Raw genomic sequence first — 2,259 nt, forward strand, 5'->3', positions numbered from 1 at the left:
CCTAGGCTACCATTTCATTATAATTAATGATAAGAACTTCTGCTTTATTTTTTCTTAACTCTTCTACAATATTTTCTAGTTTTATGGCTGTTTCAGTGTCTACATAATATTCTCCACATTGATTACAAGTATTGGCAGGAACATTTTTTATAATAATTATGCCATCCCCTAAATCTATAATATGATTTACTATTCCTTTTTTTAAAATTGCTATTTCTGATTCTTCAGCTTCTTGACATTTGTAAAAAACAATGTTTTTATCTTTGATACCAGTCTTGTATTTCTGGATGTTTTGCTATAAATCTTTCATTTGCTTCTAGCAATTTTTCATAGTAATCATTAAATATTGGACTTAATTTTCTCATAGCAGGTATAAAGATATCATAATATCCACTAGTTTCCCCAAATTTCCTAAACAACTCCATTAAACGTGCTGCATCAGATTCTCTATATTCTTTAGTCTTCTTATATTCAATATATTGTTCTAATATTTCTTGATTCTCATTATAATAAGTATCAAAATCATTTACAGCATTTGTCCATCCACTAGATAGCTTATATACATCTGCATCATCAATAGTAGATGTCACAGTATCAATGATGTTTTGCAAATCAGTAGGAATCATAAATGATTCCACTTCATCTAAAAATGTAACTATGATTTGATATGCCTCTTTTTGTTCTTCTCTTTCCAATTCAATATTTAGAAATTGGCCAAAGTGAATACTAATAAATCTTCCGTAATATCCTGGAAATATATTTAATAATCTTTGTTTAATTGTAGATTGTTCAAATAATCTATTAAGACCACTTTCAATCGTTTCTCTATCTTCACCTTGAATTAACTCTTCCAATAATTCTAACTTTTTCTTCTCGTTATTATGTTCTATTTCCTTCTGATACTTTATCTCACGTAAAACAGTATTAGGTGATTGGCTGCATAAAACTTTACTGATTTCTTCAATACTTAAATCAAATTTACGAAGTAAAGCTATCTTTTTTAACTTTTCAACATCTCCCTGACTAAAATATCTGTATCCATTTTCTCTAATTTCAGGAGAAATCAATCCTTTTTGTTGATAATATTCTACTGCCTTTTTTGTAAGCCCTGTCTCCTGGCATATATCTTTAATTAACATATCTAACACCTCCTAATTTAATATTAATGTATCCCCTAAGGTGCTAGTCAAGTATCGAATTAATATTATACTCAATTTCATCTTGTTTTAAAGCATATTTAATATGTTTTATACTAATTTTTATAAATATTTCCAATAACGCATAGCTTGTCCACTACTTATGATAGAGTCCACCGTATCGACTCGACTCATAAAATAAATAGAATATGTTTAGTAGTTGGTTTAAGCTGATAAAATAAAACAGTAGGTTTCATCATAAGAACCTACTGCTTTATTTACAACATTATTAATAACTTTGAAATTTATTTAGCTTTTCTATCCAAATATATCATTTAATTTAATCTCTAAATCCTCAAATATAATTGATTTTACTACATCTTCTTTAGAATATATAGTTGGCTCAGAGTAAAACCTATCTTCTTTTAATGTAAATATATGAACTGTATTATTTTTAGGAGATATTATCCAATATTCTTTTACTCCAACCTTCATATATATTCCCATTTTTTTTATGAAATCATTTGATGCTGTAGATGGAGATAATACTTCAACAACAAGAGTAGGTACACCAGTATAATTTTGTTCTCCTAATCCTTTCTTGTCACATATTACTGTTAAATCTGGTTGCACTTTGTGAATTTTTTCTTCGTCTTTTAAAACTACATCAAAGGGAGCAACAAAATGTATACAGTCTTTATTTTTAAAATAATTTCTAAATTCCGCTGACAAATTTGTTACTACCATTTGATGTGCAACTGAAGGAGCAGCTAATAGATATACTTTCCCATCAATGAATTCTAAATTATTATCACTATTTATATCTATTTCCATAAATTCTTCATAAGAAATCTCTTTTTCTTTTGGAATCATATTTTCGACCCCCAATCCCTCTTTTTTAAGACAAATTATAAAGATTCTCTTTAACATATAATACCCAGATATATTATATCATATTATATCATATTATATATTACATATAATATTAACTATGTGTCCTATCATTAGAGGGCAGACACATGGGTCTGCCCCTACGCACAACCATTATATATGCTAGAACCATTGCGATGACTATTGTAAATCATGTGTCGTATGAAACCGGATGGACACACAGGTCCATCCC

3 protein-coding genes are annotated in these 2,259 nt (G+C 28.2%); all 3 read right to left on the reverse strand.

What is annotated here, in order from left to right; genetic code table 11:
• Position 1 precedes the first annotated feature (1 nt).
• Positions 2–289: a YgiT-type zinc finger protein gene (locus VK998_RS13035; RefSeq protein WP_414713575.1), complete on the reverse strand. Its 288-nt coding sequence runs from the start codon at positions 287–289 to the stop codon at positions 2–4.
• Complete coding sequence (locus tag VK998_RS07065) at positions 258–1,139, reverse strand: MerR family transcriptional regulator (RefSeq protein ID WP_325226955.1); 882 nt, start codon at positions 1,137–1,139, stop codon at positions 258–260. The genes VK998_RS13035 and VK998_RS07065 overlap by 32 nt, the downstream gene beginning before the upstream one ends.
• Positions 1,140–1,454: 315 nt before the next feature.
• Positions 1,455–2,009, reverse strand: a complete 555-nt coding sequence (locus tag VK998_RS07070; RefSeq protein ID WP_226808989.1) for a Uma2 family endonuclease — start codon at positions 2,007–2,009, stop codon at positions 1,455–1,457.
• Between the last annotated feature and the right edge of the window lie 250 nt (positions 2,010–2,259).

This window comes from Schnuerera sp. (assembly GCF_035459645.1).
Taxonomy (GTDB): domain Bacteria; phylum Bacillota; class Clostridia; order Tissierellales; family Tepidimicrobiaceae; genus Schnuerera.

What these genes read in the sequence shown, in the direction of transcription:
- VK998_RS07070 (WP_226808989.1), bottom strand. Translation starts at nt 2,009, where the DNA reads ATGATTCCAAAAGAAAAAGAGATTTCTTATGAAGAATTTATGGAAATA.
- VK998_RS07065 (WP_325226955.1), bottom strand. Translation starts at nt 1,139, where the DNA reads ATGTTAATTAAAGATATATGCCAGGAGACAGGGCTTACAAAAAAGGCA.